At 43.6% G+C, this 24,766-nt stretch carries 20 protein-coding genes; 10 read left to right on the forward strand and 10 right to left on the reverse strand.

Annotated elements, in window-relative coordinates; genetic code table 11:
- Window positions 1-4: 4 nt before the first annotated feature.
- Complete coding sequence (locus FPZ43_RS12980) at window positions 5-928, forward strand: FKBP-type peptidyl-prolyl cis-trans isomerase (protein WP_146382358.1); 924 nt, start codon at window positions 5-7, stop codon at window positions 926-928.
- Window positions 929-932: 4 nt separating this feature from the next.
- Here FPZ43_RS12980 and FPZ43_RS12985 read toward each other — a convergent pair whose 3' ends face one another.
- Genes FPZ43_RS12985 through FPZ43_RS12995 form a run of 3 tightly spaced genes read right to left on the reverse strand, consistent with a single transcriptional unit; the run spans window position 933 to window position 4,616 of the window.
- Window positions 933-2,246: a cryptochrome/photolyase family protein gene (locus FPZ43_RS12985; RefSeq protein ID WP_146382359.1), complete on the reverse strand. Its 1,314-nt coding sequence runs from the start codon at window positions 2,244-2,246 to the stop codon at window positions 933-935.
- Entirely contained in the window at window positions 2,239-3,144 is a 906-nt protein-coding gene (locus tag FPZ43_RS12990; RefSeq protein WP_146382360.1) for a TIGR01777 family oxidoreductase, read from the reverse strand. The genes FPZ43_RS12985 and FPZ43_RS12990 overlap by 8 nt, the downstream gene beginning before the upstream one ends.
- A 23-nt stretch (window positions 3,145-3,167) precedes the next feature.
- Window positions 3,168-4,616: an SDR family oxidoreductase gene (locus FPZ43_RS12995; RefSeq protein ID WP_146382361.1), complete on the reverse strand. Its 1,449-nt coding sequence runs from the start codon at window positions 4,614-4,616 to the stop codon at window positions 3,168-3,170.
- A 296-nt stretch (window positions 4,617-4,912) separates the two neighbouring features.
- Between FPZ43_RS12995 and FPZ43_RS13000 the strand changes: the two genes are divergently transcribed.
- Entirely contained in the window at window positions 4,913-5,125 is a 213-nt protein-coding gene (locus tag FPZ43_RS13000; protein ID WP_146382362.1) for a hypothetical protein, read from the forward strand.
- 13 nt (window positions 5,126-5,138) lie between these two features.
- On the opposite strand, the gene FPZ43_RS13005 is transcribed toward FPZ43_RS13000, so the two are convergent.
- The 4 genes from FPZ43_RS13005 to FPZ43_RS13020 are packed head-to-tail and all read right to left on the reverse strand — an operon-like array spanning window position 5,139 to window position 7,871.
- Window positions 5,139-6,464 carry an ABC1 kinase family protein gene (locus FPZ43_RS13005; protein WP_146382363.1) on the reverse strand — a complete coding sequence of 442 codons (1,326 nt, stop codon included), beginning with the start codon at window positions 6,462-6,464 and terminating at the stop codon, window positions 5,139-5,141.
- 2 nt (window positions 6,465-6,466) lie between these two features.
- A complete protein-coding gene (locus FPZ43_RS13010) occupies window positions 6,467-6,649 on the reverse strand; it encodes an HAD family hydrolase (RefSeq protein WP_146382364.1) in 183 nt (60 codons plus the stop codon).
- Window positions 6,630-7,181 carry an HAD family hydrolase gene (locus FPZ43_RS13015; protein ID WP_146382365.1) on the reverse strand — a complete coding sequence of 184 codons (552 nt, stop codon included), beginning with the start codon at window positions 7,179-7,181 and terminating at the stop codon, window positions 6,630-6,632. The genes FPZ43_RS13010 and FPZ43_RS13015 overlap by 20 nt, the downstream gene beginning before the upstream one ends.
- Before the next feature lie 36 nt (window positions 7,182-7,217).
- Window positions 7,218-7,871 (reverse strand): TetR family transcriptional regulator C-terminal domain-containing protein, encoded by a 654-nt coding sequence (locus FPZ43_RS13020; protein WP_146382366.1) that lies wholly within the window; start codon window positions 7,869-7,871, stop codon window positions 7,218-7,220.
- A gap of 218 nt (window positions 7,872-8,089) precedes the next feature.
- Between FPZ43_RS13020 and FPZ43_RS13025 the strand changes: the two genes are divergently transcribed.
- The 3 genes from FPZ43_RS13025 (at window position 8,090) to odhB (ending at window position 14,166) form a co-directional block, all read left to right on the forward strand.
- The gene (locus tag FPZ43_RS13025) at window positions 8,090-9,388 is read left to right on the forward strand and encodes a DASH family cryptochrome (RefSeq protein ID WP_146382367.1); all 1,299 of its coding nucleotides are present in this window, start codon (window positions 8,090-8,092) and stop codon (window positions 9,386-9,388) included.
- Window positions 9,389-9,633: 245 nt separating this feature from the next.
- A complete protein-coding gene (locus tag FPZ43_RS13030; protein ID WP_146382368.1) occupies window positions 9,634-12,444 on the forward strand; it encodes a 2-oxoglutarate dehydrogenase E1 component in 2,811 nt (936 codons plus the stop codon).
- Window positions 12,445-12,567: 123 nt separating this feature from the next.
- Entirely contained in the window at window positions 12,568-14,166 is a 1,599-nt protein-coding gene (gene odhB, locus FPZ43_RS13035) for a 2-oxoglutarate dehydrogenase complex dihydrolipoyllysine-residue succinyltransferase (protein ID WP_146382369.1), read from the forward strand.
- A gap of 235 nt (window positions 14,167-14,401) precedes the next feature.
- Here the strand turns inward: odhB and FPZ43_RS13040 are convergent, their stop codons facing one another.
- Window positions 14,402-14,860 carry a DinB family protein gene (locus FPZ43_RS13040; RefSeq protein ID WP_261381086.1) on the reverse strand — a complete coding sequence of 153 codons (459 nt, stop codon included), beginning with the start codon at window positions 14,858-14,860 and terminating at the stop codon, window positions 14,402-14,404.
- A 94-nt stretch (window positions 14,861-14,954) separates the two neighbouring features.
- Between FPZ43_RS13040 and FPZ43_RS13045 the strand changes: the two genes are divergently transcribed.
- The 5 genes from FPZ43_RS13045 to FPZ43_RS13065 all read left to right on the forward strand — a co-directional run bounded on the left by FPZ43_RS13045 (window position 14,955) and on the right by FPZ43_RS13065 (window position 21,129).
- Window positions 14,955-16,676, forward strand: a complete 1,722-nt coding sequence (locus tag FPZ43_RS13045) for an ArnT family glycosyltransferase (protein WP_146382370.1) — start codon at window positions 14,955-14,957, stop codon at window positions 16,674-16,676.
- A gap of 12 nt (window positions 16,677-16,688) precedes the next feature.
- Window positions 16,689-17,708: a hypothetical protein gene (locus FPZ43_RS13050; protein ID WP_146382371.1), complete on the forward strand. Its 1,020-nt coding sequence runs from the start codon at window positions 16,689-16,691 to the stop codon at window positions 17,706-17,708.
- A 171-nt stretch (window positions 17,709-17,879) separates the two neighbouring features.
- A complete protein-coding gene (locus FPZ43_RS13055) occupies window positions 17,880-18,602 on the forward strand; it encodes a DUF2490 domain-containing protein (RefSeq protein WP_146382372.1) in 723 nt (240 codons plus the stop codon).
- A gap of 17 nt (window positions 18,603-18,619) precedes the next feature.
- Window positions 18,620-19,540, forward strand: coding sequence for a DUF58 domain-containing protein (locus FPZ43_RS13060; RefSeq protein ID WP_146382373.1), 921 nt, complete (start codon window positions 18,620-18,622; stop codon window positions 19,538-19,540).
- A 119-nt stretch (window positions 19,541-19,659) separates the two neighbouring features.
- Window positions 19,660-21,129, forward strand: a complete 1,470-nt coding sequence (locus FPZ43_RS13065; protein WP_146382374.1) for a glycoside hydrolase family 130 protein — start codon at window positions 19,660-19,662, stop codon at window positions 21,127-21,129.
- A gap of 231 nt (window positions 21,130-21,360) precedes the next feature.
- Here the strand turns inward: FPZ43_RS13065 and FPZ43_RS13070 are convergent, their stop codons facing one another.
- Both FPZ43_RS13070 and FPZ43_RS13075 read right to left on the reverse strand, forming a co-directional pair.
- The gene (locus FPZ43_RS13070; protein ID WP_146382375.1) at window positions 21,361-22,365 is read right to left on the reverse strand and encodes a glycosyltransferase family 4 protein; all 1,005 of its coding nucleotides are present in this window, start codon (window positions 22,363-22,365) and stop codon (window positions 21,361-21,363) included.
- Window positions 22,366-24,642: a glycosyltransferase family 4 protein gene (locus FPZ43_RS13075; protein WP_146382376.1), complete on the reverse strand. Its 2,277-nt coding sequence runs from the start codon at window positions 24,640-24,642 to the stop codon at window positions 22,366-22,368.
- Window positions 24,643-24,766 lie beyond the last annotated feature (124 nt).

The raw sequence follows: 24,766 nt of genomic DNA on the forward strand, positions 1-24,766 counted from the left end.
ATAGATGAAACAAAGGATTTTTACTTTTTTACTACTTACCATTACTGCATTGACGGCTTGCCGTAAAGATCGCAACGAACCGTCAATTAAAGAGTACGACGATGCGCAAATACAGGCATACATGAGCACGAACAGTCTAAGTGACTTTAAACGTGATACAACTGACGGAGACACGACCGGCTTGTACTATAAAATAATAAATAAAGGTTCGGGAGCGCCGCTGGAGTATTCTGATTTCATATCATTGGTTTACACCTTGCGCTCTATGGACGGCAAATACACCGCTTCAGACACTATTTTAAATCATCAGTATTTACTTTTAGGCTATGTATCGAAGTCTTTGCCTAAGGGCTTACAGCTGGGTATTAAAAATGCACTGAAGTTCCGTGGCGCAAGTATGCGCTTGCTTATACCATCGCGCCTGGCTTATGGCAAAAGTGGCTTTGGTACCGGTAGCATTACTAACACAAACGGGCGCATAGCGGGCAATCAGTCATTAGATATGTATGTACACGTAATTAATGACCAACAGGTTTACGATGATCTGGTAATTCGCAACTATATGAGTGCAAACGGTTTAACCGGCTACACAAAAGCTGCGGATGGCACCTATTACAAAATTATTACTGCGGGTACATCATCTGTAACGCTTAACGAGTTTTCGACAGTTACCTGTACATTCACTGCAAACCTAATGAACGGCACAGCAGTGAATGAAGTATATAAAACATCCAGTGGTGCCCTCGCGGTATCCTCAACTTTCCCTTTGGGCGTCATTAATATACTCAAAACTTCAGGCAAAGTTGGTAGCTCTTTATCTATTATAATCCCTTCTCGTCTTGGAGCGGGTACACAAGGTGTTGGAGTTGTGCCACCAAATGCACCCGTAAGGTATGATATCCAGATAACTGATATTACAAATCCTTAAAAAACTATTTATTTAGTGCTTTTTTAAAAGCCTTAAGGCAGCGCTCCCGCGCGAAAGCGTGGTCGACAATGGGGTTTGGATATTTGCTGAAGTCGGCATATTCCGGAACCCATTTTTTTATGTATTCCATTTTAGGATCAAACTTTTTCTGCTGGCTTTCTGGGTTAAATATTCTAAAATAGGGAGCCGCATCTGTGCCACTGCCGGCTGCCCATTGCCAGCCGCCTACGTTACTGGCCATTTCATAATCCAATAGTTTACGGGCAAAATAATGTTCGCCTAAGCGCCAGTCAATCAGTAAGTCTTTACTTAAAAAGCTGGCGGTTACCATGCGCACCCTGTTGTGCATAAATCCTGTGGCGTTTAGCTGGCGCATGCCGGCATCTACCAATGGGTAGCCTGTTTCGCCTTTGCACCAGGCTGCAAATTGTTTTTCATCATTCACCCATTCAACCCTGTCATACTCCGGCCTGAAGGCATATTTAGCCGTGTGCGGAAAATGGTAAAGGATCATGCTGTAAAATTCGCGCCATATCAACTCGTTGAGCCAGGTTTTGTTACGTGCTTCGTTCGCATCATCGGCACATTTCCTGATGCTCACTGTGCCAAAGCGCAGGTGCAATCCAATGCGTGATGTACCGTGTACGGCCGGATAATCGCGTTTTTCGGCGTAATCATCAATTACATCTGCATACTTTTTGTCCGGGATGCATTGGTCGCTTTTTACAAAGCCCATTTCCTTTAAAGTAGGCGATGCTGCCGGGCTAAATTTAAAAAAGTTTTTGAAGTGCTTTTTGTTAGGATATGCCTTAAGGTAGAAAGGCTTGAGTTTTTGCAGCCACTTATTTTTGTAAGGAGTAAAAACGGTGTATGGTTTGCCGTCATCCTTTACCACTTCGGCCTTTTCGAAAATTACCTGGTCCTTAAAAGTCTTAAATTCAATTTTATGTTTTGCCAGATCAGCCTTAATTGCCTCATCACGTTCTTTGGCGTAAGGCTCATAGTCGTGGTTGGTGTAAACTCCGGCCACCTGGTAATCATTTAGCAATTGTTTCCAGGCATTTTCGGGCTTATTGTAAAAAACCTGCAGGCCACTGTCTAGCTTTTGCAATTGTTTGTTCAGGTCTTCTATGGTTTCATAAATAAAGGTAACGCGTGCATCATCTTTATCTTCCAGGTCGTCGAGTATCTCTTTATCAAAAATAAAAATTGGCAAAACGGGATTGCCACTTTTAAGCGCATGGTACAGGCCCGCATTGTCGTCGAGCCTTAAATCGCGCCTGAACCAAAATATACTTACAGGTGCTTTTTTATCCATAAATTTCTTTTAATGCAGCGGCTATATCAGGGTAAGTAAATTTAAACCCGGTATCTTCAATTTTTTGCGCCGATGTGCGGGTGCTGCCCAACACAACGGTGGCCATTTCGCCAAATAAAGTTTTAATTAAAAAGGCAGGGACTTTGGGTGCCCAAAGCGGGCGTTTAAGCTGCCGGGCCACTGCTGCCGTTAATGTGGCATTGGTTACCGGGCAGGGGGCTGCCATGTTATACACCCCGCTAATGCTTTGGTTTGCTATGCCGTCGAGGTACATGTTCAAAACATCATGGTGGTGTATCCATGATACCCACTGCCTGCCGCTACCCAAAGGTGAGCCTACGGCAAGTTTTACAGGGAGAGCAAGCTTAGGCAAAGCACCGCCATCTTTGGTAAGTACCACACCGGTGCGGTATTTTACTATCCGCACGCCGAAATCTTTGCCGGAGTCAACCGCTTTTTCCCAAGCAACACAGCACTTACCCATAAAATCATGTGCTGGTGTAGCATCTTCTGCAAGTATTTCATCGCCACGATCGCTATAATAACCTATCCCGGAAGCCGAGATAACAGTTTTTACCTGGTTTGGCTTCTGCCGCATAAGGCGATATAGCAAGCCTATAGATTGCGTGCGGCTATCTATTATTTCCTTTTTTCTTTTCACGGTCCACCTTTCATCGGCTATACCTGCACCGGCAAGATGTACAATGGTATCTACGCCGTTTAAACAGTTGGCGTCAATTTCCCCCTTTGGCACATTCCATAAAAAAGTTTTTACACCCGGCGTGTTGCCTTTACTTCGGCTTAAATGGCTTACGATATAATCTTTTTTAAGTAAAGCATTTGTAAGCTCCTTCCCTAATAAGCCAGATCCGCCGGTAATTAATACGCTTTTGCTCACTATATGTATCTTGTTAAATAATATTATTTGTCTTTGTCGGCATAGTTTACAATTCGGCGTGCCATACCGTTAAATATAAATAGATGGAACGGCCACATTAGGTACCAGTACATGCGGCCCCACAAGCCACGTGGGCGGAAGGTTGCTATCTGGCTTAGTAGCGATTTGCCGTTGCGTTCAATTATCTTAAACTCCAGCCAGGCCTCGCCTGGGATTTTCATCTCGGCATAAAGCAATAAACGACCGGTTTTTTTATCGGCCAGTAAAACACGCCAAAAATCAACCACATCCCCTGCAGATATGCTCACGTTGCTGGTACGGCCCCGTCTTGAGCCTACACCACCAAAAAGTTTGTCAAGGAAACCCCGAATACTCCATATCCAATCCCAATAGTACCAGCCGCGGTTACCGCCAATGGCCATTACATTTTTAAGCACCTCAGCTTTGTCGCGTTTAAAGGGCTGTTTTACTTTATACTCCAGCGTGCCATTTTGCGGAACCTTAATCTGGTCCATAAAGGTTGAGTTGAGGTAGCCGTAGTTAAGGGCGTCTTTCCAACTGGAAACGATGGAGTTTTGTTCGATTTTTTTGAAGGCAAGCCGCAGCGCTTCGCGATATGTGAGGCACTTGCGGGGTACAACAGCATCAATGTCGTGGTTCTTCATCACGGTTTCGTTCTTCATGCTGTCTACCAAACTTTGCGCAAGCGAATAGCTGGTTGAGGTAACAAAGTATAACCAGTATGATGAAAGCTTTGGTGATAGAAAAGGAATGGTTATGATATAGCGTTTAAGCCTGCGTACATCTGCATAGGTAAGCATCATTTGTTTGAAGCTTAAAATATCCGGGCCGCCGATGTCAAATGTTTTACCAATGGCTTTGTCATTCAGCAAAACACCTTCAAGATAACCCAATACATCACGTATGGCAATTGGCTGGCATTTGGTGTTAACCCAGCGCGGCACGGTCATAATGGGAAGCTTTTCGGTAAGGTCGCGGATGATCTCGAACGATGAACTGCCCGATCCAATGATGATGGCTGCCCTTAACACCGTTACCGGAACGTGCCCTTCGGCCAAAACATCTTCTACGTGGCGGCGCGATTTAAGGTGGTTTGACAGGTTTTCGTCGTTGGTTATGCCACTGAGGTAGATGATTTGCTTAGCCTTGGTTTTATTCACTGCTGTTGCAAAATTGCGTGCCGATAGTGCTTCCATTTCCGCAAAATCCGCCGCCTGCGACATGGAATGCACCAGGTAGTAGGCAGCATCAATATCCTCAGGAAATTGCTCAATCGAATCTTCCTTTAAAAGATCGGCAGTTAGTAAGGTTACCTTATCTGCGTAATCGCTTTGTTCATGAAAACGCCGTTTATCACGTACTACGCAAACAAGGCTGTGCCCGGCATCCAGCAAAATGGGGATGAGCCTGGTACCTATATAGCCATTAGCGCCTGCGAGTAACACTTTCATGCTCTAGCAACAAGCTAATGCTGCAGGTGTTTTAAGTTTTAAGCCGGTACAACTTATGGTATTGTTATTGGTGAGTTAAGTTGACCAATTGTAGCAATTTATAGCTGTTAGTATGCGCTGCGAATGGATAGGGGCTTTAAGTAGCGCAAAATAATATTTATTTAAAGTGGAGCCTGGTGGAAAGTATTTGCCTAAATGAGTAAAAGCCTACACAACAGTTAAAAGCAAAAAATTGGATTTAATTGGAAACCACATTTAAAAAGTTACGTATATAAATTAATTATTAAAAGAATTTTATGCTTACACACGATTTTGAACGCCTGCTGATCATCTTTTTTTTGATCATTTTCTTTGCATTGGTAGGCTATGGCGCATATTGTAAGCGTAAATCAAATTCATACATAGGCACGGGCCGCGTAGCCGACATAGAGCTGTGGGAACTTAAGGCCATAGCAACCTGGGTGGTAACCTTCTGTATAATAGTAGCTTTATTGATCGAATTTTTTTAAATCGGCCTATCGCTTACACCTCTTCTAATACATGCGGCTTATAAGTATCTGTTTTAACAACAGCCTTTAACTCATGCAATATATTATATAAACCAAAATTGGTGCGGTTTACATAAATGAAGTGTTTAACGCCACGCGCCTGTTTAAATTCGGGCATTTTGGAAATTTTATCACCAAAGGCAAACAGCTCGTCAAAGAAAGCTTTTTGGCCAAAATCAAAATGATCTGTAATATAAGGTTTGGCAAACAAGCCAATCATCTGCTTAAACATGGTGTAGTAAAACTCCACTTGTGCGGGCGTATCACTTGGTAGGATCATTTCCAACTCGCGGAAGGCTTTTATCGTATCCTCTTTACTGTCGAATAAATCTGTTGAGGTAAGTGCGAAGAACGGGTAGTAAAAATCATCGGGCATCACTTTAATGCAGCCAAAATCAATGGCGCCAAGGTTGCCGTCGTCGGTAATCATGAAATTGCCCGGGTGGGGGTCGGCATGTACGGCGCGCATTTCATGCTGCTGGAAATTGTAAAAGTCCCAAAGTGCCTGGCCTATCTGGTTGCGCAGTTCCTGTGAAGGATTGGTTGCCAAAAACTCGCGCAGGTGTTTGCCTTCCAGCCAGTCCATGGTAATGATACGCTTGCTGGAGAGCTCGGGATAATAGTGCGGAAATACAACATTATTAAGTACCGCGCAGGCCTCGCTAAACTCAATAGAGCGGCGCACCTCAAGTTCATAATCAGTTTCCTCGAGCAGGCGTTCTTCAACCTCACGCATATAAATATCCAGTTCTTTTTCGCTCATGCCCAACATACGGAAGGCAAATGGCTTTATCAGTTTTAGGTCCGACGAAATAGAATCGCCTACGCCGGGGTATTGTATTTTAACAGCCAGTTTTTTTCCGTTAAGCTCGGCCTGGTGCACCTGCCCAATAGAGGCCGCGTTGGTTGATCGGATATTGAATTTATCGTAGATCTGATCGGGGTTTTTGCCGAAGTATTTCTTAAAGGTTTGCACAATAAGTGGCCCCGATAACGGCGGCGCATTGTATTGCGATTGCGTAAACTTGTCTACATAAGCCTGTGGCAGCAGGTTTTTATCCATGCTGAGCATTTGAGCTACTTTAAGTGCGCTACCCTTCAGTTCACTTAACGACTGGTAAATGTCTGTAGCGTTATCTTCATTAAGTTCCGAGCGGTCGAGCTCAGGATTGAATAATTTTTTAGAATAATGTTTTATATAGTTGCCACCTATTTTAAAGCCTGTTTTTACAAACTTTGCGCTGCGTTCAACTTTGCTTGTAGGTATACTATTTTGTTCGTTAGCTGTATTTTCGCTCATTGTTATTTGTAAAATAATTTTGCCAGTTGCGCAACGGTGATGGCTGCATAATCATCAATAACCATATCGGCCATTGCGGCAACCACACTTGCCGGATTGGCAGTTGTTATGCCTACAACTTTCATACCTGCGTTGCGCCCAGCCTTTAATCCCGACTTAGAATCTTCAAATACAAATACAATCATCGGGCGATGCTTTAAGTAACTCGGCTGCCTTTAAAAATATCTGCGGCGAAGGTTTGGGCTGGCTAACCATATTACCCGTTACCAATTCATCAAAATATTGGCGCATCGGTATGCCATCAAAAATAAAATCAACATCATCTATGCTTGAGGAAGTAGCCAACGCAATTTTTAATCCGGCTTTTTTCAGATTTGCTAAAAAGCTAATCAGCCCGGGTACGGGTTTTAAGTGCGGTTTAAAGGCCAATTGATAAAGATGCTGTTTCTCTTCAACTAATGCCGTTATAAAAGCTTTATCACGGTCATTGCCAAAGTATTTTGATACCGTATTGGCTATTGGCACGCCGCTTATTTCGGCTAAGTAAGTTTCGCGCTCCAGATGCGGTAGGTTGTGCTTTTTAAAAAGGTCAACCCAAGCCCGGTAATGAAACGGCGTGTTATCAACAAGGGTGCCGTCCATATCAAATATAACGGCTTTGCCTTTCAGGTCGACGATATTATGCGCTGCTTTGGTCCCGGAAATGTTTTCGCTCAAGTTCTTTATCGGTTGTTAGTTGGACAAGGGAATGCATTAAAACTTAACCTTCTCTGCAAAGCCGCTGTTCTTAGCCAGAAACTTCCCATAGTCAAAAAGGTTGTCGATAGGGGAGCGCTGGAAAAGATCGAACGTTACATTTACACCTTTTTCTATCGCCTCATCGGTTTTTTCGAACCCGGCCGAGCCATCGTTTATCCAAAAGTTAAGCACAAAGCCAAACTGGATCCATAGCGCATCCTTATAACGCTTGCTGAAAAACTTACGGTCGCTTATCTCCGTAGTCTCAATACCTTCGTTTAAAATCTCCTGAGCAAAGTTTTCAAATACTTCACGCAGCCCTTCCAATACTTTTGGCGAACCAAGTGTGCGAGCATGGTTTTTAAGGCTGTAACCAGCAAAACTGCGGTTGCTTTTTAGTAATTCAAAAAAGCTGTAGAAGAACGACAAAGCCTTTTCCCTAGCCGAATATTGCCCCCAAACTTCCTGGATTTTTATCTCGGTAATGGTTTTGGTAGCCAAATCTTTCCAAATGCTTTGCTCAACCGCATCAAATGAACCGAAGTAGCGGTAAAACTCATCCTCGGGCATGGCGTTTTTCTTGGCAAAAATATAAACCGATTTTGGTTGCTCACCTTCAGTCAATACAAAATCTATATAGGCTATTTGGATGCTTTCTGTACTGGTCATAATAATTTGATTTGATATAAAGTTACCGTTTAATAAACGTGCTTTTATCATGTTTGTGTTATAAAACACTGCATTTTAGGCATAAACGGAAAAGGCGCATGTTGTATTGTTTTAACAAATGTTTAAAAGGTGTCAAATATGTTAGCCGGTACGGTTTAGGTCACAAATAATTGCCATTTTTGTAATTAATCTAAATAAGGGGTAGATTAGTTGTTCATATGAGTAATAAAACAATACTGGTTTGGTTTAGAAATGATTTGCGGATACATGATAATGAGATATTATCTGAGGCCGTTCGTCGTGCCGACCATGCATTGCCCGTTTATATATTTGACCCGTTTTATTTTACTCCTGATGCTTCCGGCATGCCAAAAACCGGAAGTTTCCGTGCCCGCTTTCTTTTAGAAAGCGTTGATGATCTGAAAAAAAGTCTGCAAAATTTAGGTGGCGATCTGCTGATACGCACCGGCGACCCGGCTGAGATTTTACCTCAGCTTGCCGAGCAATATCATGTAAGCGAAGTTTATCACCACCGGGAAGTAGCGCCCGACGAGACCAATATCTCTGAGAAGGTTGAAGCGGCATTATGGAAGATGAAGCTGAACTTAAAGCATTTCATTGGCCATACCATGTACCATAAGGAGGATCTTCCTTTTCCGATAAAAGACATACCAGATAGCTTTGTAACTTTTAAAAAGAAGGTTGAGCGTGACAGTAACGTAAGGCCATTCTTATTAAACCCCGGGCATATTTCTACGCCCTTAATTACTGACGCCGGCGCAATTCCTACCCTTGCAGATTTGGATATCACCGAGCCTGTTGACGATCCTCGGGCAGTAATGCAATTTAAAGGTGGGGAAACCGAAGCCCTGGAAAGGCTTAAACAATATTTGGAGTGTAATGCACAAAACGGTGGCGGTAAAGGTGGCCGCGTAGCACCTGCGTCGGGGTTATCGCCCTGGTTGGCTTTAGGTTGCTTATCGCCAAGACAGGTTTACTGGGAGGCTGTCAACTTTCAGCGCGAGCATCCAGCTTACAACGCCGAACCTATGATATTGGAGTTGTTGCTGCGCGACTACTTCAGATTTATGTTTAAAAAGCACGGACAAAAGTTTTTCCGGTCGGAGGGTTTTAATGCGCAGGCGCCAAACCTTGCCGAAAACCAGGATGACTTATTTGATAAATGGAAAAACGGCCAAACAGGCGTGCCTTATATAGATGCAGCCATGCACGAGCTTAACGCAACAGGCTTTATAAACAGCTTTAGCAGACAGGCAGTTGCTAATTACCTTACCAATGATTTAAAGGTTGACTGGACACGCGGCGCCTTATATTTTGAACAAAAGCTGATAGACTATTCGCCGGCCAGCAACTGGGGCAATTGGGCCTATATTGCAGGGGTAGGTAACGATACAAAAAGCAGCCGCTATTTTAACAGTGCCAAAGCAACCGATCAGCTCGATACCAAAGGCGAATATATTGATACCTGGCTGCCGGCTACTGTTGCAGCATCTTAAAACAATATAGCTATACCTCTTTCGTTTTCCTGTTGCAATGTAATTTGCCACGGTGATATCCTAAAAGCAAGTCACGCTGCAAATAATGCAAACAAAGCTTTGTAAACCCAAGTGAATAGCAATACATTAGCCAAAGCATTAAATGTTTGCTAAAACCATTGCACGGGCAAAAAGTTATAACATATAATTTAGGCTTTTTGCGCTAATAATGCTTAATTTTGTCCCGTTTTAAACACCGATTTCTCATGGATCGCCTCAATTATATAAATAGCGGAAACGCAGACTACATCAGTTCTTTATACGAAGAATATCAACAAGACCCCGAATCTGTAGATTACGGCTGGCAAAAATTTTTTGAAGGCTTTGATTTTGGCAAGGGCAGCCAGGCTGCTAACGCCGGCGCTGCGCCTTCTGCAACTCCCGAAAATTTATTGAAGGAGATAAACGTAATGAATATGATTAATGGCTACCGCACACGTGGCCATTTATTTTCAAAAACCAACCCGGTGCGCGAGCGTCGCAAGTATTTCCCTGGTAAAGAGCTTGAAACTTTTGGCTTAAGCAATGCCGATCTGGATACTGTTTTTAATGCAGGTGTTGAGGTAGGCTTAGGCCCTGCCAAACTACGTGATATTCACCAATTGCTTGAAGATACATACTGCCGCGCCATTGGTGCCGAGTACCGTTACCTGCGTAATCCTATCAAACTGAAATGGTTTGAGGATCGCATGGAAAGCAAACGCAACACCCCCGAGTTTTCTATCGACCACAAAAAAGCCATGCTTTCAAAATTGAACGAGGCTGTTGTGTTCGAAAACTTTTTAGGTACAAAGTTCCTGGGTCAGAAGCGCTTCTCATTAGAAGGCGCCGAGGCCTTAATACCAGCGCTTGATTCTGTTATCCACAAAGGATCGGAACTGGGCATACAGGAGTTTATTATAGGTATGGCACACCGTGGTCGCCTAAACGTGCTTACCAACATCATGGAGAAAACCTATAAAGAGGTGTTCTCGGAATTTGAAGGTAAAAACTATGATTCGGAGTCTCCATTTGGCGGCGACGTTAAATACCACCTGGGTTATTCAACAGATATCGAAACCAAAGGTGGCAAAACTGTTCACCTGAGCCTTTGCCCTAACCCATCGCACCTGGAGGCGGTTGACCCGGTTGTTGAAGGTATTACCCGTTCAAAAATTGATTTTAAATACAACGGCGACCATTCAAAAATTGCCCCTATACTAATACATGGTGATGCTTCTGTAGCTGGCCAGGGTATTGTGTACGAGGTGTTGCAGATGGAAAAGCTTGATGGTTACCGCACTGGTGGTACCATACACCTTGTTATTAATAACCAGATTGGCTTTACAACTAACTACAAGGACGCCCGTTCAAGCACCTATTGTACAGACGTTGCAAAAACGGTGCTATCGCCGGTGTTCCACGTAAACGGCGATGACGTTGAAGCTTTAGCATACGTTATAAACCTGGCAATGGAATATCGCCAGGTGTTTAACGAGGACGTTTTTATAGATATACTTTGCTACCGCCGCTACGGCCACAACGAGGCTGATGAGCCTAAGTTTACCCAGCCGGTATTATACAAAGCTATTGAGGCACACCCTAACCCATTGCAGATATACAGCAAAAAGCTGATAGCTGAGGGTTCTGTGGATGATGCTTATGTAAAGAGCCTTGAAAAGGATTTCCGTGCCGAGCTGCAAACCATGCTTGATGAAGCGAAGGCTGCAGATAGGTTTACTGATACCATCCCGATGTTTGAGGGCGCATGGAGCGGCCTGCATTTAGCAAATCACCGCGAACTGATTAAGCAGGTAGATACATCTGTAAGTGCCGAAACCATTGCCGAGATCGGTAACAAAATTACCGACCTGCCGGAGGGTAAAGCTTTCTTCAAAAAAATTGAGAAGTTGTTTGAGGACCGCAAGGCTATGGTTAATAACACCAAAGTGTTTGACTGGGCCATGGGCGAGCAACTGGCATACGGTACGCTGTTACAGGAAGGTTACCCTGTACGCTTAAGCGGCGAGGATGTTAAGCGCGGTACGTTTTCGCACCGCCATGCTGTATTGACACTGGTTGACTCTGAAAACGAGTTTACACCGCTATCAACAATAGAAACTGAAGCGCCATTATTTATTTACAACTCCCTGTTATCGGAGTATGGTGTTTTGGGTTTTGAGTACGGCTACGCCTTAGCTAACCCTAAAGCGCTTACTATTTGGGAAGCACAATTCGGCGATTTCTTTAACGGTGCGCAAATTATTGTTGACCAATACATTGCAAGTGCCGAAACTAAATGGCAGCGTGGTAATGGCTTGGTGATGTTACTGCCGCATGGTTATGAAGGCCAGGGCCCCGAGCACTCATCGGCACGTGTAGAGCGTTTCCTTGAGCTTTGCGCTGATGATAATATTCAAGTTGCTAACTGCACAACACCTGCAAACTTCTTCCATATATTAAGGAGGCAAATGCACCGCGATTTCCGCAAGCCGCTTATCATCTTTACACCGAAGAGCTTATTGCGTAGCCCTAAATGCGTATCGCCAATTGAGGACTTTACCAATGGCAAATTCCATGAATTGATTGATGATGATTACGCAGATGCTAAAAAAGTAAAACGCGTGCTGTTATGTACCGGTAAAATATATTACGATTTACTGGAGAAACAACAGGTTGACAACCGTAAGGATGTTGCCATTGTACGTGTTGAGCAATTATACCCAACCCCGGTACAACAAATATTAAAAGTAAAAGCCAAGTACGAAAAGGCTTCCGAATTTATATGGGTACAGGAAGAGCCCGAAAACATGGGCGCATGGCCATACATTTGCCGCAAGTTCCATAACGAAGAATACCTGAAACTTAACGTTATTTCTCGTTTAGAAGGTAGCAGCACAGCAACCGGCTTTGCAAAACAACATGCTGCACAACAGGCACACATTGTTGCAAAAGCTTTTGAGGCGCCTGCAGGCAAAAAGGTTAAAGAGACGATTGACAAGACAACAGAAAAAATGGCGAATGCCGGTGCGGATTGATTTTAAGTAGAAAGTAAAAAGTAAAAAGTCAAAAGTATTGGAAATGAATCTTCGGCTTGGAACTTTAAACTTTTAACCTTTAATTTTCCACTCACAAAAACAAATACTACAACTACTAAAACTATGAGTTTAGAAATAAAAGTTCCGCCGGTAGGCGAATCTATTACAGAAGTAACTTTATCGGCCTGGAAAAAGCAAGACGGCGACCAGGTAGAGATGGATGAAGTAATTGCCGAGTTAGAATCTGATAAGGCAACTTTTGAACTTACTGCCGAAAAAGCCGGAACTTTGAAAATATCAGCTGCCGAAGGCGATACCCTTGCTATTGGCGCTGTAGTAGCTACAATTGAAGAAGGTGGCGCAACTGCCGCAACTGCTGATAAAGCGCCTGCTGCACCTGTGGCTGTTAAAGATGAGCCTGCAAAAGCGGAGAGCCCCGCAGCACCTGCCAATGCACCGGCCCCTGCACCTGAGCAAGGCGGTTCTTCATCACTTGAAATAAAAGTACCACCTGTGGGCGAATCAATCACAGAGGTTACTTTATCACGCTGGATTAAAAAAGACGGCGAAGCAGTTGAGATGGATGAAGCCATTGCAGAACTTGAATCTGATAAAGCTACGTTTGAACTTACTGCCGAAAAAGCAGGTACATTAAAAACTATAGCTGCCGAAGGTGATACACTTGCTATCGGCGCGGTGGTTTGCACCATTGAAGGCGGTAGCGCTGCTGCTCCTGCTAAACCTGCCGACGCACCGGCTGGTAATGTTGCTGATGCTATTAACGAGTCGCCGCAAGCTTCTCCGTCAAAAGGCACAACCTATGCATCGGGCACACCGTCGCCTGCTGCTGCCAAGATATTAGCAGAAAAAGGTGTTGATCCTGCCGGCGTTAGTGGTACGGGTGTTGATGGCCGCATTACCAAAGGTGATGCGCTAAGCGCTCAGGCTCAAAGTCAAAAGCCAAAAGTTGAAAGTCAAAAGCCTGCAACGGCACCTGCTTCACCAGCTGCACCTGCCGGTTCACGTACAGATCGTCGCGAAAAAATGTCGTCGTTACGTAAAACGGTTGCCAAACGTTTGGTAGCTGTTAAAAACGAAACTGCAATGCTTACCACGTTTAACGAGGTAGATATGTCGCCGATAATGGAGCTGCGTGGCAAATACAAAGATAAATTTAAAGAGAAACACGGTGTTGGCCTTGGCTTCATGTCGTTCTTCACAAAAGCCGTTACCGAGGCATTGAAAGAGTGGCCTGCTGTTGGCGCACGTATTGAGGGCGAAGAGGTTGTTTACAGCAACTTTGCTGATATCTCTATCGCCGTATCTGCACCCAAAGGTTTGGTGGTTCCGGTTATTCGCAATGCGGAAAGCATGACCCTGGCCGAAATTGAAAAAGCCATTGTTGTATTAGCCGGCAAAGCCCGCGAAAACAAACTGACGATAGACGAAATGACCGGCGGTACCTTTACCATTACAAATGGTGGTGTGTTCGGTTCAATGATGTCTACACCAATCATTAATTCACCGCAGTCTGCCATTTTGGGTATGCACAACATTGTGGAGCGCCCGGTTGCAGTAAACGGCCAGGTGGTTATACGCCCGATGATGTATCTTGCTTTATCTTATGACCACCGTATTATCGACGGTCGCGAATCAGTTAGCTTCCTTGTACGTGTTAAGCAGCTTTTGGAAGATCCTGCAAGATTATTGTTAGGAGTATAGTTTAAAAGATAAGAGGTTAATTCATTATAGATTAGCCTTTATATATGGAAGCCCCGCATTGCGGGGCTTTTTGGTTTTATGCTCTTTACTTGCTGATAAACAGTCTTTTTGTTAGCTGTGTCATTGCGAGCGATAGCGTGGCAATCTCTTCGCTGGCAATCTAAACGCGATGAGATTGCCACATCGCTGCGCTCTTCGCAATGACATTGTCTAAACCCGAATTTCAACCAATTCATCAAACCAACTTCCTCATCGCCATTATGTAACCAATATGCAAACCTTCATGAAACGGCAAAAAGGCAATTGCTTTATCAATGCTATCGATAGTTACGCCATAGCGTGTTGTCCAGGTTGGGTAGTTGGCAAAGATCTGGTTGTCGTAATCTGTCTTTAATTGATCAAGGCTTGTGGTAAGGTAGATTTTTATGAGTGCCAATCCTTTCTCGTCCACAGAGCTATTCGGGCGACTATCTGGTTTGTAGGCCTGGAAAAAGCTGTCTTCCACCCATGTGTCAAGTCCGGCGCGTTTGTAGCATACGCCTTGTTGTGCGGCTATTAAATGACCAAGGTTCCAGATGATGTTGTTGTTAAACCCTTCGGGAATTTTGTTTAATTGTTCAAGGCTAAAGATCTCGAGCGTTTCCAATATTTTAAGGCGCGGCTGGCGCATTATATCTAAAGCTGTTTCTATCATGCATCAAATATTCACAATCGGCTTTACTTATACAAGCGGGGCTACCCAACAGTAATGCACATTTATTTTACCTTTGCACATTCTAAAAAAGTAAATGCAGGATACTACAGCAAGCCATATCAATCAATCAAATAAACCGATATGGTATTTCATTTTATGCTGGACGATATTCAATGCCTTACAAGCCTACACACTTGAACTGCACGCCGACGAAGCCTATTACTGGCTTTTTGCCCAGAAGCTGGATTGGGGCTACTTTTACCACCCACCTATGGTGGCGCTGTTCATTAAAATAGGTGACACACTTTTGCATAACGAGCTTGGCCTGCGCCTGCTTACCGTGTTAAGTAACAGCGCAGCTATTTGGTTGCTTTGGCTAGTTGTGAAGCCTTACCAGGTCAGCAGCAAGTGGTTTATACTGTTGGTATCGGGCATATTGGTTTTTCATGTTTATGGCTTTACCAGCACGCCCGATGCGCCGCTTTTTTTCTTCGCAGTGCTATTCTATTATTTCTACCAGCGTTATCTGCAACACGATAAATGGCAAACTGCTATTATTATAGGGATCATTACTGCTTGCCTGCTATACAGCAAATATCATGGGGTACTGCTTATTGGGTTTACAATACTATCAAACCTAAAGCTTTTTAACCGCAAAACCTTTTACCTGGCGCTGGTTACAGGCGTTGCCCTGTATGTTCCGCATATACTTTGGCAGGCGCATAGGGGTTTCCCAGCGGTTAATTACCAGTTGTTCGAACGTTCGGTAGGGGGTGGGTACGATCTTGAATTCAGCCTTGTGTATCTGGCTGGACAGTTGGCATTAGGCGGCGTACTCATAAGCTGGTACTTATTTTACAAAGGCTTTACTGCTAAAATCACCGACGCATTCGCCCGTGCATTGTTGGTAAACGCCATAGGCATCTTTGGCTTTTTCTTGCTGAATACATTAAAGGTAAATGTGCAGCCGCACTATACCTTGATTGCGTTTATACCACTGGTTTGCCTGGTGCTGATAGGCCTTGCGCGTAAAGACGCCGCGCCGGGTTGGCTTGGTAAGCTGGCCATCATCAATGTGATAGTGGTAGTTTTTATAAGATTGGCGCTGATGTCGGGCTTACCATTTCTGCGCAAGGTTGAAGCGCTTAAGAGCTATTTTGGGTTTCATGAATGGGCAAACCTGGTTCATGCAAAGGCAGGGAATGCTTTTGTTGTGATGGATGAAGGTTTCCAAAATCCATCAAAGTATAGCTATTACACACGCAGCCTGAAAGGCTTTGCTTACGACTCGCGAGGCTACGGCCGAACCATGTTTGACATATGGCCTATGGAAGACAGCCTGCAGCATCAGCGCATTTATTTTTTATCGAAAATTAAGCAGCAGGGTTTAAGCACCGACAGCATTGTTTGCCGGGCGGGTAAGTGGTATGGCGGTTGGGTTGATGATACGCGTACCTATCAAAAAATAGCCATTGATGCCAATACTAAGGAAGTGAAAGCACACCCCGGGCAAATAATACATTTTGACCTTTCCATAACCAACCCTTACCCGTACGATGTTAACTTTACCAACTCGGGTTACAAGCATGCAGTTTACCTGGAGGCTTGCTTTTTTAAGAAACGGGACATAGTTTACATTTCCCCTGTTGAGGGTGGTTTTAATGAGATTAAACTTGAGCCAGGCAAAGTGCTAACAGAAAAACTAAGTGTTAAAGCTCCTGAGCAAAAGGGAGAGTATCATGTACTATTTTCCATCCGTACCGATCCGTTTAGCGGGGCCAAAAACAGCCCATTTGTAAAAGTTATTGTTGATTAGCAATTATTGCATATGATTAAAAAGATATACGCATTAGTATTACTTACCATTTTAAGCCGCGCCGCAATGGCCCAAAATGTCGACTTCCATTTTAACGGTATGGGCTTTTTTGATAACCGCGAATACAAGGAATTTGTACAACGGTCGCGCACATACTCGGGCGTGCGTACCACGTTAGATGTTGGCTTCAACCTTGACAGCATGAATCACTTTATTGTGGGAGCCAACATGCTGCACGAGTTTGGGGGTAAGCCATTCTTTCTGCATGTTGATCCGGTTATTTACTACAGCTTTACGGGCAAAAACTGGTTGTTTAATGCCGGCTCATTTTCCCGAGAAGGATTGCTTACCGATTACCCGCGTGCAATGTTAAATGATACCCTGCGTTATTACAGGCCGAACATACAGGGTTTACTAACGCGGTTTAAAAACGAGCACGTTACCGAAACCGTTTGGATTGACTGGGTGAGCCGCCAAACCAATACCGATAGGGAGCAGTTCCTTTTTGGTTTTTCAGGGAAATATAAACCGGTACTTAACGGGCCTTTTTATTTGTCGCACTACTTTTTCCTGCTGCATGATGCGGGCCCGGCAATAGCCATCCCTAATGATCACATCCAGGACAACGGTGCTGCACAAGTAAAAATTGGCGCCGACCTGAGCCGTAAAACATTCCTCGACTCGTTGAGCATTGAAGCCGGGGGTATGCTTTCATTAGAGCGTACACGCGGAGTTGATGGATTTCAAAAACCTAAAGGCTTTGTTGCCAATGCTTATTTAAGCTATAAACGCTTTGCCCTGTTTGATGAATTTTACAAAGGCGACGGGCATAACATCATCTTCGGTGATGCTTACTATCAAAAGAAAACCTATAACCGTTTGGATATTATTTATACACCTTTTATTGCCAGAGGGCTTCGCGGGCAATTTGTGTTAAGCCTGCATCAAACGCCGGGCTTTAGCAGCAATCAGCAAGCTTTCAGGTTGCTATATGATATTGGCCGCAAAAACCTGGTAAGGTTTAAGGATTAATTTCATCAGCTCTGTGCTGATTTTTAGTACGTTTAACCAGCAAATAAAAGCTCATAAGGTGTCTGTTTTAGTTTCAATTTGCCGATCTTAGAAACTTAAATAATCATCTCTTCCTGTTGCTGCGCCCCCGGCAAACCGGTAGAGAGCCGGTTGTATACAACCAAACCAATTATGAGCATCAAAAAAATATTACGAATAACAGCATTGGTTACACTGGTTGCACCATGCAAAATATGGGCACAACAAAATCAATTCTCGGGCTGGGGGGCCATATTTCATACCCAAAAGTTTTCGGACAAGTGGGGCATTTCTTTCGACGCGCAGTTCCGGTCGGCTAACCACTTTGATTACCTGCGTAACATCCTGGTGCGCCCATCTTTAAATTACTATTTCGATGGTAATAAAATGGTAGCCCTGGGCTATGCGTATGTTACCACCAATGGCCGTACAAACACCGGCGCTTCGACCTTCAGGCCGGAGAGCCGTATTTGGGAGCAGCTTATTATCAACCAAAAACTTGGTAAAGGTGCAACGCTTCAACACCGCTTTAGGCTGGAGCAACGATTTTTAGGTAACACGGCGGATAATGCGAACGATAGCTATTTTGCCCAACGCTTCCGCTATTTTGCAAGGGCCGTTATTCCATTCAACGGGAATGCCGTTTTTAAGCAAGGCCCTTTTGTAGGTTTGCAGGATGAGATCTTTTTTAACGTGCAGAATAAGGATAAGGTAAATCAGCACTTTTTTGATCAGAACAGGGCTTACTTAGCGTTTGGGTATAGGTTAAGCCCGGCCTTTGATATCGAAAGCGGATACATGAACCAGTACACCAAACAGGCCAACAGTTATACTATTAACCATATTATCCAGTTAGCACTTTATACGAGGTTTTAATTGCTAACTTACCATAAATGGCGCAGCTAAGTAACGATCAGAATTTACGGCAACTGGCCAACCTGGAATTGTTTGCTGGGCAGGTGGTTGAAGGCTTTATAACCGGCTTGCACCAAAGCCCGTTTCACGGATTTTCGGTTGAGTTTGCCGAACACCGGCTTTACAACAATGGCGAATCTGTAAAGAATATCGACTGGAAACTTTTTGCCCGTACCGACAAGCTCTTTGTAAAACAATTTGAAGAAGAAACCAACCTGCGCTGCTACTTGGTTTTAGATACTTCATCATCTATGAATTATCCCGGGCAGGGCATTAGTAAGCTGCAATTTTCTATCTACGCTATAGCATCGCTTATGTATCTGTTTAAAAAACAGCGTGATGCCTTTGGGCTCTGTTTATTTGCAGATAAGGTTGATTGGATGAGCCAGGCACGCTCAACCACGGCACATATGTATTACCTGTTTGCCGAGCTCGAAAAGGCATACGCCGCTCCTAAACAAAACGCAGTTACCAGCATTGCCCCGGTATTGCATCACATTGCAGGCGAGATACACCAGCGATCAATGGTTATCTTGTTTAGTGATATGATGGAAAACAGCCTTGATGCTGAAAAAATGAACAGTCTTTTCGCGGCCATACAACATCTTAAATATCGCAAGCACGAGGTGATTATTTTTAACGTCACCAGCAAACAGCACGAAGTCGACTTTAATTTTGACAATCGCCCGCATCATTTTGTAGATATCGAAACAGGCAAAGAGCTGCGTATCCAACCCAATCAAATCCGAGAAAGTTACATCAGTGCTCTGCAAAAATATCGCCATGAGCTTCAGCTTAAATGTGCCCAATATCGTGTAGATATCATTGATGTGGATATTGAGCAGGGCTATAACGGTGTATTAAAGGAATATCTGGTTAAGCGTAAAAATATGATGTAGTCCATCATATAACGCGACTTTAGATGGAAATTGCCGCCAATTGCTGTTGAAACAGATTTTATAAAAATATCCAAATCAAATCATGCTTAATGGTGTTAAGCATTAAAGAATTTTGTGGTATGAGATTATCTGTAGAACGTAAACCCATTAGAGTAAATCCTGATCCGAAACGTGTAATAGCCAGGTTTTTTTTTAACGGAAACGATCGAGCAAAGGAAGTTTTGCAACGTGTTATGAGCCTCAGCGAAGATGCCGCTTTCGGTATTATCTCGCCGTTGTTGCAGGAGTATTCAAAACGCCACCGTAATATAACCCGCGTATTAAACAGGCATTGCAGCAAACTTAAACCGCTGTTTGCAGAACTGGGTATCGATTTTGATAGCTTATCCGTAAATCGCAAGCTACTTATAGGTTCATATTTTACCCATGAGTATTCAATCGAGTCAGCCGCATTTTTCAACCCATCTGTTATTGAGGATCCGGATCAAACCGAATTGGAAGAAGGTCAAAGACGTGTTATCATCAGCTTCAGAGCAGTAGGTGAGGGGCATATATCCTCTATTACGTTCCGCCGTGCGCTTATAGATAAGTTTAACAACATTACAGTTCAGCCAGCCGGTAGCTACATAGATGAGGCGGAAATTGTCAGAAATGCCGTTTACAATAAAAAGTTATTTTTTGAAAAGGCTGCCATTACGCAAATCAACATTGATATACTAAGCGAGCTTGAAAGCAAACTTGATCATCATTTTGAATATGCTAACCTGCGTAGAATAATATTAGACTCGCAACGTTTACAGGAGAATGATATGAAAAAGCTGGAGTATGACAAGATACTTTGGCTTGCCGACTCATATTATGAGATCGTTTTCTCGCTGGACACCGACATATCCGACAGGGTTATTTTCCCAATTTCGGAGTATGAGCGTAAGGGTATAGAGGATGCGCGCTTTGTGAAGTTTACTGATGATGATGGCGAATCTGTTTATTACGCTACCTATACAGCTTATGATGGCTCGTTGATAATGCCGAAGCTATTGCAAACAAGCGATTTTTATAACTTCAAAATAATGCCATTGTACGGTGCAGGTGCGCAGAACAAGAACCTGGCATTGTTCCCGCGTAAAATAAATGGCCGCTATGCCATGATTTCTCGCATTGATGGCTGGACCAATTACATCATGTATTCCGACAAGATTAATATATGGGAAAAGCCGCAAAGCTTACAAAAACCGAAGTTTAGCTGGGAGTTCGTACAAATAGGTAACTGCGGTTCGCCTATCGAAACAAAGGACGGATGGTTGGTAATTACACATGGTGTAGGCCCTATGCGCCGTTACGTTTTGGGTGCAAGTTTACTTAAGCTTGATGACCCGGAAGTTGAAATTGGCCGTCTAAAAGAGCCACTACTTGTTCCAAATAGCGATGAACGCGAAGGTTACGTGCCCAACGTACTATATTCATGTGGCTCGATAGTGCATAACAACAAACTAATTATCCCTTACGGTATCTCCGATTCATCAACCTCATTTGCCGAAGTTGATCTGGATGAATTACTAGCTAAGTTTAAAGAAGACGGGCTGGAGTAGTCTATTTATAATTTTGAAGGGGCGCTTGTGAAAACAAGTGCCCCTTTTTTGTTTTGTCATTCTGAGCAACGAAGAATCTTAAGTGGACATAGTTAATTTAACGTCTGTATGAGCCAATTTGAAACCTCATAGCTTCATAATGTTCGACAAACTCAACATGACTCACCTACTTCCTGCGTAAGCCTGAGCTTGTTGAAGAGTAACTAAATTAGCGGTTAAAGAAGGCAAAGATTACCCCACTATCTGCTGATATAACTTAAAATAATCTTTGGCCATTTTTTCTTTAGAAAATTGCGATGATGCCCATTCGTGGCAATTTTTTCTATTAATTGATCCGAGTTGACCAATCGCGTCAACGGCTTCATCAACGGTATCTACTAAAAATCCGGTCTGCTGGTGTTTGATCAACTCAGGCATCGAGCCTTTGTTAAAAGCGATAACAGGGGTGCCGCAAAGCATGGCTTCTGCCACGCTCATCCCAAACGGTTCGGCAAAGTTGATGGGGTGGAGTAAGGCAAGCGCATTGCCTAAAAGTTCATTACGTTTTTCGGGGCCGGCGTGGCCAATGTATTGTATCTGGTCGTTAAGATAAGGTTCTACCTTTTCCTTCCAGTAGTTTTCATCCTGTATAATGCCTGCCATCAATAAGCGTTTGTTACTCTTTAAAGCAATCTGTATGGCCTCTGCAGCGCCTTTATCGTGGTGGATGCGCCCAAAGTATACAAGGTAATCCTGCGGCTTATCCGTAAACTTAAAATCTTTTGTGTCAAGCCCGTTATAAACGGTAGCTAGATAGTTCAGGTCAGGGCTACGGTCGGCATTGCTGATGGATACATAGTGCCCCTTGGAATTATATTTTTTGTAAACCGGAATTATACGTGGCGATGAAAAGCCATGGATAGTGGTAACAACAGGCGTATCAATTAAGCCACTATAGGTAAGCGGCAAAAAATCAAAGTTATTATGAATGATATCAAAATCGGCGGCCTGTTCCATCAGGTTGCTGATGTGTAAGCATTCTAAGACTTTGGCATCCTGGCTGCGATCTTCCTCGTATCCTTGCTCACAAACCGATTGTAAGCTACCGGCGGTTATGGAATCGCCGGTGGCAAATAATGTTACATCAACGCCAAGTTTAATCAAGCCTTCGGCAATATTTGACGCAACCTGCTCCCATGGCCCGTAATGCCTGGGCGGTGTGCGCCAGGCTACGGGTGCTAATATGGCTGCCTTCATTTAGCAGACCTTAACTTTTTGATCTACTTTGTTATATTCGTACTCCAGCTCAAAAGCCTTTAATACAGTTAAGTGCGATATCAGGTAAGCTAATGTACTTTCGGCGCCCTGATTACGGTTTATACCGGTTGGCAACAATCCATCACAGCAGCCTTTAGTTTCGTGGTCATAAAGCGGCGCACGTAGGGTGTTTTCGCCCAGGAACCATTTATAGCTCAGGAACATTTTTTCGATATACTGCGGCTTGCGGAATATCTGGTATGCCTGGAAGTGCATCAGCACCATAGCCATAGTTTCAATAGCTTGCTGATCGAAAGTTGGGAAAGTACCACCACGGTAATACCAGCCATCGTTACCCACAGGGCTTAAGTAGCCGTTTGATAGCGTTAATTTATCAAGGAAGGCCATAGTTTTAAGCGCAATTTCTTTTGCCTTTTCGTTGCCGGTAATTTCGCACGAGTGAAGTAAAGCAAGCGGAAGGATAGCGTTATCATAAGTCATACCTTCTTCAAACCACTCCCAGTCATCAGATCGGGTAGCTTCGTAGGCATCGATCAGCGGTTGTGTTAAGCGAACCAGTTCCGCAACCATGCCTTCATCCGTAGGGAAAACCTGCAGGTAAAGTGCTATACCTATAATGGTATTTGCCTGGCCGCGAATATGTTTTAAAGATTTAAAATGCGGGTACGATTTATGGAACAACTCCATTGCAAACTCACGGTAGGAGTTGTGTGCAGCGCAGCTTATCAGGTGGCCAAGGGCCCATATGGTACGGCCGAACGAATCTTCGGATCCTACTTCATCCAAATAACTGCGGTTGAAGCTTAAAAAGTTCCGGAAGTTACCATCATCCGTTTGCATGTAGTGAATATAGCTAAGGTAAATAGGTAACAGCCTTAAAGCATCTTCGCTTTTGTTGCGCTGGTAGGCCATTAAAGCCATGATTAACGCGCGCGAATTATCGTCAAGGCAGTAGCCTTCTTTAAGGTTAGGAATGCCGTATTTGGCATGTTGAACAATGCCGGTATCATCAGTTAAACGCAATACATGCGCCAGGCTGAATTTTGGTAATATCTCCGGATCAACTATGCTGTTCTTTAATATCTTGTCGCTAAAGTCATGGCGCGCTGATGCTTCCTGTGCTATTTTAATGAAAGATGCGCCGGTAGCCGGCCAGCGTAAGTGCAAACCGTATTCGTAAGCATTTTCTTTCAGTTCACTTAAAACGTCGTCATTATCCAGCAGTTCATTAACTGTTTCGGCCAATGCTTCAGCATTCTTGAAATCAAATAAGCGTCCGCGGCCGTCAGCAAGCAATTCGGTAGCGTGCCAGTATGGGGTAGATACAACGGCCGCACCTGCGCCAACCGCATATGATAATGTTCCGCTGGTTATTTGAGCTTCATTCAGGTACGGTGTAACGTATAATTCGCAGGCGGTTAAGTAATCTATCAACTCATCCTCGGCCACAAATTTATTAATGAACGATAAGTGCTGCGACACCTTTAATTGTGCAGCAAGGCTTTTCAAATAGTCCCTGTACTCTTCTCCGGAGTTTTTTATAACACCCGGGTGCGTGTTGCCCAATACAACGTACATCACATCAGGGTGTTTTTCAACAATTTTTGGAAGGGCATTAACTACCGTTTCCAAACCTTTGTTTCGGCTGAGCAAGCCAAATGTTAACATAACACGACGGTTTTTAAACTGGCTTAAGTTTTTAACCGGGTTATTAGCAGGTGCCTCTAAATCCGGCACGCCATGCTCTATGATCTGTATTTTCTCTACAGGTATATCGTATATAGTTGTCAAAAACTCAACCGCACGTTTGCTCATTACCACTATTTTGGCAGACTGCTCGGCAATTTCGCGGATGATGATGCGCTGTACAAAGCTTGGATCCTTTAAGATCGTATGTAAAATTGTGATTAGCGGTTTTTCAAGCCTGTTTATCAATGGTAATATGTAAATACCGCTTTCGCCACCATAAATGCCAAATTCATGTTCCATTATTACTGCATCAACCGAGCTTGTATTAATGAAATTTGCTGCACGGATATAATCCTTCTGATGATTTTGACGTATAACGTATTTTACATGCGAAGGATATTCGTACTCTTGAAGATTTTCTGAATCGTTAAGTGCAACAACATAGCCACCATCAAGCGGAGATTTACGCTCCGGGAAGTTGGCATTAATGGCATTCATTAAATTGTGGTTAAAGGTAGCTATTCCACATTCGCGAGGTGGATAGGTTGATATATAGGCGATTTTCATATTATGTTGATAGATAGTCGTGCTTGTTATGACGCCAACCAGCTTTTAACCAGTTACCGCCCGCTTGCCTGACTTAAATTGTATCCACTAATTGACCCAAAAAAAGGTGTTTTTAGGGCATCAG

Source organism: Mucilaginibacter pallidiroseus (assembly GCF_007846085.1).
Classification (GTDB): domain Bacteria; phylum Bacteroidota; class Bacteroidia; order Sphingobacteriales; family Sphingobacteriaceae; genus Mucilaginibacter; species Mucilaginibacter pallidiroseus.